At 69.1% G+C, this 12,104-nt stretch carries 16 protein-coding genes; 4 read left to right on the top strand and 12 right to left on the bottom strand.

The genetic code is table 11. The features are described from left to right. Nucleotides 1-48: 48 nt before the first annotated feature. The 4 genes from groES to E0L93_RS12105 form a co-directional block, all read right to left on the bottom strand. Complete coding sequence (gene groES, locus E0L93_RS12120) at nt 49-315, bottom strand: co-chaperone GroES (RefSeq protein ID WP_132692293.1); 267 nt, start codon at nt 313-315, stop codon at nt 49-51. A gap of 124 nt (nt 316-439) precedes the next feature. Beyond that, nucleotides 440-757 (bottom strand): thioredoxin, encoded by a 318-nt coding sequence (trxA, locus tag E0L93_RS12115; RefSeq protein ID WP_132692291.1) that lies wholly within the window; start codon nt 755-757, stop codon nt 440-442. 84 nt (nt 758-841) lie between these two features. Next, nucleotides 842-1,804, bottom strand: a complete 963-nt coding sequence (locus tag E0L93_RS12110) for a 1-phosphofructokinase family hexose kinase (protein ID WP_132692289.1) — start codon at nt 1,802-1,804, stop codon at nt 842-844. Between the two features lie 24 nt (nt 1,805-1,828). Then, entirely contained in the window at nt 1,829-3,004 is a 1,176-nt protein-coding gene (locus tag E0L93_RS12105) for a D-alanyl-D-alanine carboxypeptidase family protein (RefSeq protein WP_132692287.1), read from the bottom strand. A gap of 35 nt (nt 3,005-3,039) precedes the next feature. Between E0L93_RS12105 and E0L93_RS12100 the strand changes: the two genes are divergently transcribed. Continuing rightward, the gene (locus E0L93_RS12100; protein WP_165874340.1) at nt 3,040-3,594 is read left to right on the top strand and encodes a peroxiredoxin family protein; all 555 of its coding nucleotides are present in this window, start codon (nt 3,040-3,042) and stop codon (nt 3,592-3,594) included. Here E0L93_RS12100 and pyrF read toward each other — a convergent pair. Then, complete coding sequence (pyrF, locus tag E0L93_RS12095) at nt 3,591-4,436, bottom strand: orotidine-5'-phosphate decarboxylase (RefSeq protein ID WP_132692284.1); 846 nt, start codon at nt 4,434-4,436, stop codon at nt 3,591-3,593. The two genes, E0L93_RS12100 and pyrF, sit on opposite strands and share 4 nt — an antisense overlap. A gap of 52 nt (nt 4,437-4,488) precedes the next feature. Next, complete coding sequence (locus tag E0L93_RS12090) at nt 4,489-4,761, bottom strand: HU family DNA-binding protein (protein WP_132692282.1); 273 nt, start codon at nt 4,759-4,761, stop codon at nt 4,489-4,491. 189 nt (nt 4,762-4,950) lie between these two features. Here E0L93_RS12090 and E0L93_RS16480 point away from each other — a divergent pair, with 189 nt between their 5' ends. Next, the gene (locus E0L93_RS16480) at nt 4,951-5,073 is read left to right on the top strand and encodes a hypothetical protein (protein WP_279387499.1); all 123 of its coding nucleotides are present in this window, start codon (nt 4,951-4,953) and stop codon (nt 5,071-5,073) included. Here E0L93_RS16480 and pyrE read toward each other — a convergent pair. From pyrE to E0L93_RS12065, 5 genes are read right to left on the bottom strand one after another with little or no spacing between them, the layout of a single operon-like run. Next, entirely contained in the window at nt 5,066-5,581 is a 516-nt protein-coding gene (gene pyrE / locus E0L93_RS12085) for an orotate phosphoribosyltransferase (RefSeq protein WP_132692280.1), read from the bottom strand. The genes E0L93_RS16480 and pyrE overlap by 8 nt on opposite strands. Beyond that, nucleotides 5,578-5,832: a hypothetical protein gene (locus E0L93_RS12080; protein WP_132692278.1), complete on the bottom strand. Its 255-nt coding sequence runs from the start codon at nt 5,830-5,832 to the stop codon at nt 5,578-5,580. Before E0L93_RS12080 ends, pyrE begins: the two co-directional genes overlap by 4 nt. A gap of 12 nt (nt 5,833-5,844) precedes the next feature. Beyond that, nucleotides 5,845-6,066, bottom strand: a complete 222-nt coding sequence (locus E0L93_RS12075) for a hypothetical protein (RefSeq protein ID WP_132692276.1) — start codon at nt 6,064-6,066, stop codon at nt 5,845-5,847. Between the two features lie 2 nt (nt 6,067-6,068). Continuing rightward, the gene (locus tag E0L93_RS12070; protein WP_132692274.1) at nt 6,069-6,329 is read right to left on the bottom strand and encodes a metal-sensitive transcriptional regulator; all 261 of its coding nucleotides are present in this window, start codon (nt 6,327-6,329) and stop codon (nt 6,069-6,071) included. After that, nucleotides 6,310-7,743, bottom strand: coding sequence for a UDP-N-acetylmuramoyl-L-alanyl-D-glutamate--2,6-diaminopimelate ligase (locus E0L93_RS12065; RefSeq protein WP_243638218.1), 1,434 nt, complete (start codon nt 7,741-7,743; stop codon nt 6,310-6,312). Before E0L93_RS12065 ends, E0L93_RS12070 begins: the two co-directional genes overlap by 20 nt. A 237-nt stretch (nt 7,744-7,980) precedes the next feature. On the opposite strand from E0L93_RS12065, the gene E0L93_RS12060 reads away from it, so the two are divergent. Together E0L93_RS12060 and E0L93_RS12055 are read left to right on the top strand one after the other, a co-directional pair. Beyond that, nucleotides 7,981-9,054: a sigma-70 family RNA polymerase sigma factor gene (locus E0L93_RS12060; RefSeq protein WP_132692270.1), complete on the top strand. Its 1,074-nt coding sequence runs from the start codon at nt 7,981-7,983 to the stop codon at nt 9,052-9,054. After that, on the top strand, nt 9,038-9,835 hold the full coding sequence (locus tag E0L93_RS12055) for an inositol monophosphatase family protein (protein ID WP_132692268.1): 798 nt from the start codon (nt 9,038-9,040) through the stop codon (nt 9,833-9,835). Before E0L93_RS12060 ends, E0L93_RS12055 begins: the two co-directional genes overlap by 17 nt. Here the strand turns inward: E0L93_RS12055 and E0L93_RS12050 are convergent. Then, a complete protein-coding gene (locus tag E0L93_RS12050; RefSeq protein WP_165874339.1) occupies nt 9,832-12,057 on the bottom strand; it encodes a transglycosylase domain-containing protein in 2,226 nt (741 codons plus the stop codon). The genes E0L93_RS12055 and E0L93_RS12050 overlap by 4 nt on opposite strands. Between the last annotated feature and the right edge of the window lie 47 nt (nt 12,058-12,104).

The following is a 12,104-nucleotide window of genomic DNA, read 5'->3' as shown; positions in this document are numbered from 1 at the left end:
CGCGCCTTGAATCGGGGGTCGCAGCCGGCGGGCTCTTGCGAGGTGAGCCTACTCCTCGACGACCCCCAGGATGTCGTCGGCGTCCAGGATCAGGTAATCCTCGCCGTTGAGCTTGATCTCGGTGCCGGAGTACTTGGCGAAGACCACCGTGTCTCCCGCACTGACCTTGACCTCGTCGGAATCCCCGACGGCTATTACCTCGGCGGTCTGCGGCTTCTCCTTGGCCGTATCCGGCAGCACGATGCCGGACTCGGTCCTGTCCTCCCGCTCGACCAGCTTCACCAGCGCACGCTCTCCCAGCGGCTTGAACTTCATCTTCGAACCTCCTTCCGGTACTTTGTTAGTGACCATCGGCACTGCGGACTTCCGCCGGACAGCGTTCCCCCGCGTCGTCCGCCGGAATTTTAACCGGGCGGGAAGGGAGGTGCAATGCGGCCTTTCAGAGGCCCAGCTCGGAGATGAGCTGCCCCTTCGGCAGGGCCCCGACAACCCGGCGGGTTATCTCGCCGCCTTCGAAACGGACCACGGTCGGGATGCTCGTGATGCTGTAGGTCATGGCCGTGTTCGGGTTGTCATCCACGTTCAGCTTGACGACCCGCACGTCGTCCCGCTCCCCGGCTATCTGCTCCAGGATCGGGGCTATCCGCTTGCACGGCTGGCACCACGGAGCCCAGAAGTCCACGATAACCGGCTTGTCGGACTTGAGGACCTCCTCCTCGAAGGTGGCGTCCGTTACCTCCCCTACTGCAACCGCCATGTCCTAAGCAACCTCCTCGCCGCTACTACTCCAGGATTCGCCCGACTATTCTAGCACGCGCCGGGGCCGGCTTTTCCCGGCCGCTCACACGGCGTCCCTCTCCGTGCCGCCCTCCAGGATCTCGACCTCCACCTCGCGGGCCAGCTCCTCGGCCCGCCGGGGGTCGAAGACCCCGGCCCCCAGCATCTCGGCGTTGGCCGCGGCGCATCCGGCGGCGAGCCGGATGGCCTCCAGCGGGTCCAGCTCCCGGTGCAAAAGCCCGGCCAGCAGCCCGGCCAGATATGCGTCCCCGCTCCCGATGGTGGAGCGGGGCTCAACCCGCGGCGCATGGGCGGCCAGGACGCTCTCACCGTCCAGCGTCAGGTAGGAGTGCCCCTCGGGAGAGGTGATGCAGGCCCGTCCGGCGCCGAGCTCGACCAGCCGGCGCACGCCGCGCGGGAAGTCCTCGCGCTCGATGAAGTCGAAGCCGACGACGCTCTCGGCCTCGTGCTGGTTCGGGCTCACGAGGGAAGGGTTCGCCTTGAGCGCCGCCCGGAGCACGGTCGGGGTCGAGTCCACCACGGTCGTCAGCTCCCGCCCGCGCGCGTCCTGGATCAGCCGCGCCAGGAAGCTCTCCTCCATGTCGCGCGGCAGGCTGCCGGCGAAGACCACGGCCGTGGCGTACTCCAGCAGGAAGTTGAAGCGCCGGGCGAACTCCTCGGCCTCCTCGGGCAGCACCCGGGGGCCGTACTCGTTGATCTCGGTCTGCGTCCCGCTGGTAGGATCTATGATGGCCGTGGAGGTGCGCGACTGGCCCTTTATCTCTACGAAGTCGAAGGGGATGGCCGCTTCGGAGAGCCCGTCCCGGATGGCGTCGCGGTTGCGCCCCCCGGCGAGCCCCGTGGCCAGCACCGGGACCCCCAGCGCCTTCAGCCCGCGGGCGACGTTTATACCCTTGCCGCCGGCGAGCGTGAGGTTCTCGGGGGCCCGGTGCCGGTGCCCGAGGGTCAGGTTCGGTACCACCACCGTCCGGTCCACGGCGGCGTTGAGCGTCACGGTCAGGATCATCTCCTAAAATCCTCCCTTGTCCCGCTACTCCCGTATCTCCCCCACCGCATAGCGAATCTTATCCCAGATTGAGGCCTCCTCGTATCCCCGTACCGCGACGAGCGGACTGCTTCCCACGCGCTCCCCGTCCACGAAGACCTCTATCTCCCCGAGCCGCCGCCCCTCCCGCGCCCCTCCGGGCAGGGGGTCTTCGGCCGAGACGCGGTACTCCACGACGTCCCCCACATCGGTGAGGGCCTCCACGCTCCCGGCGGCCGCCAGCTCCACGAATTCCCCCCGCCGGTAGGGGACCGGGACGGTGGCGTACGTCTCCCCCTCGCGCACCAGCGGTTCGCGCTCGTAGCGGGCGAAGGCGTACTCCAGAAGCCTCCGCGCGGCTGCGAAGCGGTCCTGCCGGGCGTCGAGCACGACCGCGAAGTACGACTCGCCGCCCGCTGCGGCAGATCCGACGAAGGTGGCCCCCGCTTCGGCGGTGGTGCCGGTCTTGATCCCGGTCGCGGGCGGGTAGGCCGCAAGCAGCTCGTTGGTGCTTATAAGAGGGATCTCCCGGTCCTGCGTGGCTATGACGGTGGCGGCGGTGCCCGCCAGCTCCCGGAAGAGCGGATGCCGCATGGCGCGGGCGGAGAGGGTCGCCAGATCCCGCGCGCTGGTGTAGTGCCCCTCCTCGTCCAGGCCCTCGGGGTTGGCGAAGCGCGTGTTCTCAAGCCCCAGCCGGGCGGCCTTCTCGTTCATCATGCGCACGAACCGCTCCGCGCTCCCGTCCCCGACGTGCTCGGCCAGGGCGTGGGCGGCGTCGTTGCCGGAGGCGACGATGAGGGCCGCGAGCAGGTCCCGCACGCTGATGCGGTCCCCCGCCCGGAGCCCGACGTTGCTGTAGATTGGCTGCGCGAAGGAGGCCGCCCGCTCCGAGACGACGACCTCCTCTTCCGGATCCACGCCGCTCTCCAGCACCACGAGCGCGGTCATGATCTTGGTCGTAGAGGCCATCGGGAGCCGCTCGTCGGCGTTCTCCCCGAGCAGGTACTCGCCGGTCGCGGCGTCCGCCACGGCCCAGGCCGCGGCCTCAACCCGGATTCCGGCCCCCTCCTCCTGCGCCGCGGCCGGTCCCGCCGGGAGCAGGAGGAGGAGGATCAGGAAGAGGAGCGTGTGCCGTCCGGAGCCCACCACGCAGAGGTTACCGGAGCCCGCCCCGTCGGACAAGCGCCCCCGGAACGGATAGAATTATTTACCGGTATGTGCCGCGCTCTCTCATCCGGACCGTGAGACGGGTCCTGCTGGTCGTCCTGCTGGTGGCGGTGGCCTCCGTGGCCTACCGCACGCTCGGCTCCCCGGAGCTGGGGACCGGCGGCACCCTGACCCTGCCCGGCCCGGCCCCGAACGTGGGGCAGGCCGCGCAGACCTTCGTCGTCAACCGCCACGACGGCGGCATCTTCCGCCTCTCGGACGAGGGGGTGTACGTCCTCACCTTCTGGAGCAGCCTGAACCAGAACAGCATGGAGGCCCGCCCGGCCTTCGCCGCCCTCGCCAGGGAGTACGAGGGGCGGGGCGTGCGGTTCGCCGCGGTGTATGTGAGCAACGTCCCGGCCTCCGAGGAGGACGCACCCTACGCCGTGCTCCAGGACCGCACGGGCAACCTGACCTCGTACTACAACGTGAAGCAGATCCCGCGCCTCTTCGTCATCTCCGACGGCAGGATCGCGCTGGTCCAGAACGACTACTACCCGGAGAACGTGGAGGTGATCCGCGAGACCCTGGAGCGTGAGCTCACCTCCGGCACCGGAGCGGACTAGACACCCACCCCGGCCGCCAGCAGCTCGTCCCGCATCCCGCGCGCCGCCGCCCGCGCCGCGTCCCGGTAGTCCCCGCCGGCACCCTCGTAGGCGTACAGTATCCCGCGGCTGCTGTTCACCAGCACGCCGCCGCCCCGCCGGTCCAAAAGCGGCAGCACATCCCGCGCCCCGCCGCCCTGAGCCCCGTAGCCCGGAGCCAGAAACAGGGCCTCCGGGAGCAGCTCCCGCACCCGCCGTCCGCGCGCGGGCCGGGTGACGCCGACCACCGCCCCCGCGTCGGAGTACCCCCCCGGACCGGGACGGCCGAGCGCGGCCACCAGCCCGGCCACGCGCTCCACCAGCGGCGGGTCTCCCGCGCCCTGGATGGCCTCCGCCGAAGGGTTGGAGGTCGCCACCAGCACGAACGCCCCGCCACCGCGCCCGAGAGCGCGCGCCTCGCGCAGGAACGGCTCTATGGCGTCGGCGCCCATGTACGGGTTTACGGTCACGGCGAGCGCGCCGTAGACGCGCAGGTGCGCCTCGGCGTAAGCGGCGGCGGTCGTCCCTATGTCCCCCCGCTTGACGTCCGCTATGGCGGGCAGCCCCAGCTCGCGCGCCGTGCGGATCAGCTCCGCATACACCTCCATCCCCGGCGGACCCAGCCGCTCGAAGCAGGCGGCCTGCAGCTTGACCGCCGCCACCTCCTCCCGCACGGCCTCCAGGATCCCCAGGCAGAACCTCCGGACGGCCTCCGGTTCGGAGACCCCCTCGCGGACCTCCGCAGGGATGCGGGCGGGGTCGGGGTCCAGCCCCACCACCACCGGGGAGCGCTTCCGGCGGGCGGCCTCTAGGAGAGCCTGCATGGAAAGAGCCGCGGGATTTCACCCCCGCGGCGCGCGGAGGAGTCGCCGTCCGCTACTTTATAGCCTCTTTCAGAGCGTTGCCCGCCGTGAATTTCGGTACCTTCGAGGCCGGTATGGTCATCTTCTCCTTGGTCTGCGGATTGATGCCCTCGCGCGCCTCACGCTCCTGAACGTAGAACTTCCCGAAGCCGGTAACCTGTACGGTCTCGCCCTTCTTCAGGGCCTCGGTCACCACGTCGGTAAAGGCCTCGAAGTACTTCTGCGCCTCGCTCTTGGTGCCGTTGGCCTGGTCGGCCATCCTCTGGATCAGGTCCGTCTTGTTCATCGTCTGAGATCCTCCTTCGCCGCTTCCACAGTGGTTGGAGGGACTATACCAGAGCCTCCCACTCCTCTCAATTGCCCGTTCCAAGCGGCTTCCGGGAACAGCTGCCCGAGCTCCTGCCCCGCCGGCCCTACCCGCGCCGCGCCACATGTTCTATATTCCGGGGATGGAGACGGTAAAGGAGGACGGGAGATGAGAGCGCTGCTGAAGCTTCTGCGGATCTTCCTGGACGCCCGCGCGCTCGGCCGCGGCACCTACCACAAGCGGGCGGCGCGCCGGCGGGGCTACCGGGCCGTCAGGAGGCTCTTCAGGTAGCCGGATCCACGCCGAGATCTTCCAGCCGGAAGAGCGCCTCGAAGGCGGCGCCGCCGAGGTGCCCTTCCGGCCGGGGCCGGCGGTCGAGGACCGCTATCACCTTCTCCACCACCGCCCCCTCCCTCTGCAGCGTCTCCACGGACCTTGCGGCCTGCGCTCCGGTGGTCACCACGTCCTCCAGCAGCGCCACCCGATCACCTCTCCGCAGCCTCCCCTCGACGCTGCGGGCCGTACCGTACTCCTTGGCGGCCTTGCGCACGATCACGTACGGCAGCCCGGTCTCCAGCGCCACCGCTACGACCAGCGGCACGGCCCCGAGCTCGACGCCCGCCAGCCGGTCCACGCCCTCCGGCACGCGCCCGGCCAGCTCCCGGGCGAGGTCCCGCAGCAGCGCCGGGTCGGTTGCGAAGAGGTACTTGTCCACGTAGAAGCTGCTGCGGCGGCCGCTGGAGAGCACGAAGTCCCCCTTTAGCAGGGCCGCGTCCCGCACCCTCTCTGAGAGGCTCACTCCTGCTCCTTTAGCTCCTCGTCGAAAGACTCCAGGTCCACGCCGTCCAGCAGCTCATCCAGCTCGGTCACGGCCCGCTCGGCCGAGGAGAGCCGGTCATCCACCGCGGAGTTGAGCTCCTTCAGCAGCTCGACCGTGCGCTCCAGCAGGCCCGGAAGCTCGGAGAGTCCGGCCTCGTCCATGGAAGCGGCGAGACGCTCCAGCTCTTCGAGCCGCCGCTCCAGCTCCCGGATGTCTCCGACCTCGTTCACGGTTTCGCAGGACTATACATCATCCCGGGAGGAATTGCGCCGGTAGCGGCCCGCAGCCCGGCCGAAGATTCCCCCGACGACCACGGCGACGACCAGCAGCCCCGCGAGCGGCGCCAGAGCCCAGACGAGGATGCCGTAACCGGCCCGCTGCAGCAGGAAGGCGGCGATCCCGGCTCCGAGCACGCACAGGGGGACGATGCCCAGGAGGGTAAAGAGCAGCCTCCGGGGATGCACCGCTACCTCACCACCCGGTCTATGGCCTTGATCAGGTCCTGCGCCAGCTCCTCCGAGGCCCCGTCCCGCTCGGCGCGCTCCTGCACGAAGTCCTTGAGCAGGACGGTGTTTATCCGGCGCAGCGCGGAGAAGACCGCGTTGGTCTGCTGAACGACCTCCGCATAGGTGGCGTCTCCCTCTTCGACCATGCGGGCTATGCCCCGGACGTGGCCCTCTACGGTCTTCAGCCGCCGCAGCACGTCCTTAGCCGCTTCTTCGCGCAACCTCCACCTCCCCGTCTTGGCGCAGCAGGGCCCGGATCGCGCTCGCGTCGTGGAACGGAACGTCGCCCTCCGGAAGGTGCTGCACCCGCTCGTGTCCCTTGCCGGCCACCACGACCACGTCCCCCCGCCGCGCCAGCCTCAGAGCGCGGCGGATGGCTTCCAGGCGGTCCAGGATCACCTCGTATCTCCCCGGAGCGGCTCCGGCGGCCACCTGGCGGGCTATCTCGCCGGGGTCCTCGGAGTAGGCATCATCGGTGGTCACCACGCTCCAGTCCGCAAGCCGGGTCGAGACCGCGCCCATCTTCGGGCGCTTGGCCTTGTCCCGCTCTCCCGCCGCCCCGAAGACGCAGATCACACGCCCCCCGGAGCGCCCCGCCAGAGCGCGCGCGACCTCCAGCACCGCCGCCAGCCCCACGTCCGTGTGCGCGTAGTCCACCACCACCTCGAAGTCCTGACCGCACCCGATCCGTTCGAAGCGCCCGGGGATCTGGGGCATCTCCCTAACCGCCCGGACCACCGTCTCCTCCGGGATGCCCGCGGCCAGCGCCAGCGCCGCCGCCCCGGCCACGTTGGAGACGTTGTAGTCGCCCAGCAGCGGGGACTCCAGCTCCAGCACGCCCTCCGGGTGGCGCAGTCTGAAGCGCATACCCGCGCCCCCGTCCTCCACACCCTCGATCCGGTAGTCGGCGCGGGGGGTGCGACCGAAGGTGAGCACCCCCTCCACCTCCCCGGCCAGCCTCAGGCCCCACTCGTCGTCGGCGTTGGAGAGCTTCGGTCCCTCCGCCCACTCCAGGAGCCGCCGCTTGGCCCGGTAGTAGTGCTCCATCGTGGGGTGCAGATCCAGATGGTCCCGGCTCAGGTTGGTAAACAGCGCACCGGCGAAGCGTGTGTGGGCCACGCGCTTCAGCTCCACGCCGTGCGAGGAGACCTCCATCACCACCCGTTCCATCCCCGCCCGGAGCATCCCGTCCAGGGCGCTCTGCACCTCCGGGGCCTCGGGCGTGGTCCGCAGCGCGGGGCGGCGCTCTCGCCCCACGATGATCTCCGCCGTGCTCAGAAGACCGCACGGCCCCGCGCCGGAGAACACGGCGTGCAGCGCGTAGGAGGTCGTCGTCTTGCCGTTCGTACCCGTGATGCCGTAGACGGGGATGCGGTGCGACGGGTGGCCGCACACCGCGGCCGCCAGCCGCGCCAGCGCCTCGCGCGCGTCCCGGACCACGACCACCGGCAGCCCGGTTAGCTCCCGCTCGGCCACGACCAGGACCGCTCCGCGGCGCACGGCTTCGGGGGCGAACTCCGCCCCGTCGCGCTTGAAGCCGGAGACGGCCACGAACGCATCCCCGGGCCCGGCGGCGCGGGAGTCGTGGGTGACGCCGGAGATCCCCTCCACCCCGGGCGGGAGCCGGGTCTGCAACAGCTCCTCCAGCTCTGAACGGTTCAGGATCACGCTGCGTAGTGTAGCAAGAGCGCGAAAAATGTTCGCGGAACCGCCTCGGTTCCGCCGCCGCAGAAGATAGAATAGAGCCGTGTCTGTTGGGCTGACTCGCGCCGGTTCGTGTGGTACCCTAGCCGGGTTAATTTTGAGGCGGGACTGTTACCGAAGTTCAACGCAAAAACCGGTGTCACTTTTTGCGTGAAGAAGAGGTGATCGATGGCGACTGAGAGCATTACCGTACTGGCGGAGCGCACCGACGAGCTGGTCAACCGGGGCAGGAGCCAGGGCTACCTGACCACCGACGAGATCTCCGAGTTCCTGCAGGACGTGGACCTCTCCGAGGCCGAGATAGAAGACCTCTACGCGACCCTCGAAGAGGAGGAGATCTCCATCTTAGACGGCGACGCCCCGCCCGCCGCCCGGTCGCCCGAGGCTCCGGCCGAGCACATAGCCCACGCTGTGGCCACCGGGGACTCCATCCGCATGTATCTGGCCGAGATCGGGCGCGTCCGGCTCCTCACCCACGCGGACGAGATCCGGCTCGCCAGGCGCATCGCCCGCGGCGACAAGCGCGCCAAAGACCGCCTCGTCGAGGCCAATCTGCGCCTCGTCGTCTCGATCGCCAAGAAGTACCGCAACCGCGGGGTGTCGTTCCTGGACCTGATCCAGGAAGGCAATCTGGGACTCATCCGGGCGGCCGAAAAGTTCGACTACCGCAAGGGCTACAAGTTCTCCACGTATGCCACCTGGTGGATAAGGCAGGCCATAACCCGGGCCATCGCCGACAAGGGCCGCACCATCCGCATCCCGGTGCACATGGTCGAGAAGGTGAACAAGTTCCACCGCACCCACCGCCGCATGACCCAGCTTCTGGGCAGGGAGCCCACCGACGAGGAGATAGCGGCCGAGATGGACGTGCCGGTAGAGGAGATCCTGCGGCTGCAGGAGATCAGCCAGCGGGCCATCAGCCTGGCCACCCCGGTCGGGGATGAGGACTCCTCGGAGCTTGGGGACTTCCTGGAGGACGGCAACTCCATAACCCCCACGGACGCCGTCTCCGAGTCGCTGCTCAAGGCGCACATCCGCGAGGCACTGAACGAGCTGCCCGAGCGCGAGCGCCAGATCATCGAGCTGCGCTTCGGCATGAAGGACGACCGGCCCCGCACGCTGGAAGAGGTCGGCCGCGAGTTCGACATAACCCGCGAGCGCGTGCGCCAGATCCAGATGAAGACCCTCTCCCTGCTGCGGGAGCAGCGGCGCACCCAGAACCTGCGTGAGTACCTCGGCTAGCCCCGACCTGCACGCCTTCATCCGCGACCTCGCCCGGAGGACCGGCGAGCTGCAGCTGAAGCGCTACCAGGACCCCGGCCGGGTACGCGAGAAGGGCCCCAAGGATCTGGTAACCGAGGTGGACCTCCTCTGCGAGGAGCTCCTGATCTCCGAGATCTCACGCCACTGCCCGCAGGACGCCATACTCTCCGAGGAGCGCGGCGGCGCGATCTCCGGCTCCGGGCGCACCTGGCTCCTGGACCCCCTGGACGGCACGGCGAACTACTCCCGCTCCAACCCCCTGTTCTGCGTCTGCGTCTCGGTCGTCGAGGACGGGCGGGTGACCCACGCCGCCGTCGCCGCCCCCCGGCTGGGCGACGTCTACCACGCCCGGCTCGGCGGCGGAGCCTACCGGAACGACGAGCCGATGCGCGTCAGCCCCACCTCCCGCCTCGAGGACGCCTTCCTGGGCGCGGACCTCTCCTTCTTCGGCAAGAAGGGCGCGAAGAGCCTCTCCTACGAGACGCCCGCCCTCCAGAGGCTGCTGGGAGCCTCGTGGCAGATCCGGGCCCTCGGAAGCGCCGGTATCCGGGGTGCCTGGCTCGCCGCCGGGTACATAGACGTCTCAATCGGAACCCGCAACACCATCTGGGACTACGCCCCCACCGCCCTGCTCGTCTCCGAGGCCGGCGGCCGGGTCACCGACCTCTCGGGCCGGCACTGGAGCCTCGAGGCCGAGACCATGCTCGCCTCAAACGGCCGGGTGCACGGCGAACTCCTGAAGATGCTCAACCCCCACTAAGGACGGATGATCCTGTAACGCACGCCGGGCTGCGGCTGCTGGAACTGCTGACCCGTGCCCGGGTGGTAGTAGATCGGCGGCGGAGACTGCTGCGGCGGCCGGTAGTAGTAGACCACATCGCCCCCGCCCGGCGACGACGAAGCCTGCTGCTGCCCCCCGCCCGGCGACGCCGAAGCCTGCCGCCGGCCGCCGGAGGCCACATCGCCGCGTCCTGACCTCTCCGGGCGGCTGTACGCCCGGCCGTCGCGCTTGACCTCCAGGTTCAGGGTGTCGCTCGGCTCCTCGAACTCCGCGTAGGGGTACTTCTGCACGGCCCGGCTCATGTACGCGGCCCAGATGTCCAGCGGGAAGTTCTCGCCGTTGATCTGCTGGTAGCCCCGGACGTTGATCATCGGCCGGCTGCTCTGCGGATAGCCGACCCACACGCTGGTCGTCAGCTGCGGGACGTATCCCACAAACCAGGCGTCCACGAACCTGTCGGTGGTCCCGGTCTTGCCGGCCGCGGGCCGCCCGAGGGCCGCGTCCAGGTTGTGGAAGCGACTCGCCGTACCGCGCTCGACCACGGCCCGCAGCACCTCCGTGACCGTCGCCGCCTCGTCCTCAGAGAGCACCCGCTCGCCCTCCGGCTCGTGCTCCAGCAGCACCTCCTCCCGGCCGTCCTCCCCTATCCGGGTCACCTTCGTGACCAGGAAGGGCTTCATATGCTCGCCCCGGTTGGCGAACGTAGAGTAGGCCGAGGCCATCTCCAGCGGCGTCACCCCGACCCGCAGGCCGCCGAGCGCCGTGGACAGGTAGGGGTCCAGCTCGCTCTCGATACCCAGCCGGTGCGCCATCTCCACCACGTTCCGCATGCCCAAGTCCTGCGCGAGCTGCACGAAGACCGTGTTATCCGACTGGGCCATCGCCTCCTCGAGGTCTATCGGGCCGCGCTGGACGTTGCCGTAGTTGCTGACCTCGTAGGGCTCGGCCTGCCCCCGGATATCTATGCTCAGATCCCGGGAGACGTACATGGTCTCGGGCGAGATCCCCTGATCTATCGCCTCGGCCAGCACGAAGGGCTTGAAGGCGCTGCCCGCCTGCCGCTGCCCCTGGGTCGCCAGGTTGAACTTCACCTCCTCGAAGTCCGACCCGCCGACCATCGCCCGCACGGCCCCGGTCTCGGACTCTATGGAGACCAGTGCGGCCGACGGGTCCCCGGCCTCCGGGTTGACGACGCTCGAGACGGCCTCGCTCGCCATCTGCTGCAGCTCGGAGTCCAAGGTGGTGTAGATATGCAGCCCGCCCTCGTAGACCATCTCGTTCCCGAACTCCGCGGCCAGCTCCCGCTGCACGGCGTTCAGGAAGTACTCGTTGTCGTTGTCCTGCTGCTCCAGCCGGCCGCGGTTGAGGCCCAGCCCGCTGGAGACGGCCCGGTCGTGCTCTTCCCGGGTGATGTAGCCGTACTCCAGCATCCGGTCTAAGACCACATCCCGCCGTTTCTTGGCGCTCTCGGGGTCGGTAAAAGGATCGTAGGCCCCAGGGAGGTTGATGATCCCGGCCAGCAGCGCCGCCTCCCTCAGCGTAAGCTCGCTGGCGCTCTTGTCGAAGTAGGTGCGCGCCGCGGCCTCGGCCCCGTAGGCGTTGGCTCCGAAGAAGACCGTGTTCAGGTACTGCTCCAGGATCTCCTCCTTGGTGTGCGTCTTCTCGTACTGCCAGGCCAGCGAGGCCTCCGTGATCTTGCGCTGGAAGCTCGGGATGGACCGGTATTCGGGATCTATGAACGTGTTCTTGATGAGCTGCTGGGTTATCGTGGAGCCGCCCTCCCGGATGGACATCGAGGTTATGTTCTCCCGGGCGGCCCGGGCTATGGCCTCGAAGTCCAGCCCGCGGTGCTCGTAGAAGCGGTGGTCCTCGATCGCGACCACCGCGTCCCGCAGGTAGGGGCTGATCTCCTCCATCGGGACCACGAAGCGGTTTTGGCCGCCGTGCAGCTCGTCTACCACGTTGCCGTCCGCATCGTAGACGATGGAGGTCTGCGCCAGCGGGCCCACGTTGTACTCCCCGACCTGGGGCAGGTTCTCCGCAACCCGCGCGTAGGTGTAGGCGAAGCTCGCGAAGAAGGCTATGCAGGCCAGCCCGGCCGCAGCGGCAACGATGCCCAGAAACGCACCCAGGCTGCCGGAGTTCCGCTTCTGCCGCCGCCGCCGGCGGCGGCCCACTCTTGTGATGCCGTCGTAGTCCACCGAACGGTTATTATATACCCCGGGGTAGAGAATTCCCGCCGACCGCA

Origin of the sequence: Rubrobacter taiwanensis (assembly GCF_004337705.1) — a bacterium.
In the GTDB taxonomy this organism is placed as follows: Bacteria; Actinomycetota; Rubrobacteria; order Rubrobacterales; family Rubrobacteraceae; genus Rubrobacter_C; species Rubrobacter_C taiwanensis.
This window is presented reverse-complemented; position numbering and strand designations above follow the sequence as displayed.

Excerpts from the sequence above, each read along its gene's own strand:
- E0L93_RS12060 (WP_132692270.1), top strand. The coding sequence starts at position 7,981 with ATGGCGACTGAGAGCATTACCGTACTGGCGGAGCGCACCGACGAGCTG.
- trxA (WP_132692291.1), bottom strand. The coding sequence starts at position 757 with ATGGCGGTTGCAGTAGGGGAGGTAACGGACGCCACCTTCGAGGAGGAG.
- E0L93_RS16480 (WP_279387499.1), top strand. The coding sequence starts at position 4,951 with ATGAGAGCGCTGCTGAAGCTTCTGCGGATCTTCCTGGACGCCCGCGCG.
- pyrF (WP_132692284.1), bottom strand. The coding sequence starts at position 4,436 with ATGCAGGCTCTCCTAGAGGCCGCCCGCCGGAAGCGCTCCCCGGTGGTG.
- E0L93_RS12090 (WP_132692282.1), bottom strand. The coding sequence starts at position 4,761 with ATGAACAAGACGGACCTGATCCAGAGGATGGCCGACCAGGCCAACGGC.
- E0L93_RS12110 (WP_132692289.1), bottom strand. The coding sequence starts at position 1,804 with ATGATCCTGACCGTGACGCTCAACGCCGCCGTGGACCGGACGGTGGTG.
- groES (WP_132692293.1), bottom strand. The coding sequence starts at position 315 with ATGAAGTTCAAGCCGCTGGGAGAGCGTGCGCTGGTGAAGCTGGTCGAG.